The sequence below is a fragment of the Vibrio sp. 1288 genome (genome assembly GCF_033344475.1).
Genome location: NZ_JAWPOX010000425.1, coordinates 1 through 750, shown reverse-complemented (window position 1 = coordinate 750; position 750 = coordinate 1). Strand labels below are relative to the sequence as shown.

Here is a 750-nt window from a genome sequence, read left to right as displayed (position 1 = left end):
TTTGAGTTGGTCTTGCACTTCGTTATTTAAGCCATACGCCCCAGCTTGGCCAGCAACAAAGCCCCCGCCGCTGATAATGCCAGTGGCTAAAGCAGTTCCAATGGCTTCTTTTGCTATCGGCGTAACCCCTGCCGTCGCCACAGAGCTTACACCAAACGTACCCAAACCGCCTGTCGCCATGCCAAGTGTGGCACCAACTGCGCCCTCAGCGGACAGCATCGCGTGACCAATGGCTAACGTTTGTTGCATTGGCATCGATAAGCGCTGATCTCTTCCCGGCAACTGCGAGATTTGTTCGAGTTGATGATGATACGCTTCGGCATCGCCATTGACGGACGCTTTATGACGTTCACGCCCTGTGGCGACGAGTAAGCCTACGCCGGGTAACGCCAAATTGATGGCAGCGTTAACACCCGAGCCTTTCAGCTTCTCTTTTCCCATTTCCAACAACTGCGCGCCGAAACCGTCCATTTTCCCAGGATACTGGTTTTCCAAACTGACCTGCATACGCGGATCTTTGCTGATCGAATCAAACGTATTTTTGAGCTGCTGATAGGTGTCACCATCGACTTTTACTTCATCAAGTAGGCTCACCACTTCCAAAATTTTTCGCTCGGTTAATGGTTCTCCTCGGTAGCCTGACGGACTGACTAATGAATAAGCCAAAAGCGCGGTTTCTGGTTTTTCTTCCTTAAGCAGTGCCTGCTTCAAGTCGAGGTGCGTTTTGATGTTTTCTTGGAAGAACTTGGT

General features: G+C 50.7%; 1 pseudogene. It reads right to left on the bottom strand.

The features are described 5' to 3' along the window. Positions 1-750, bottom strand: a pseudogene (gene vopQ, locus R8O11_RS27180) (type III secretion system effector VopQ); the annotation flags it as partial.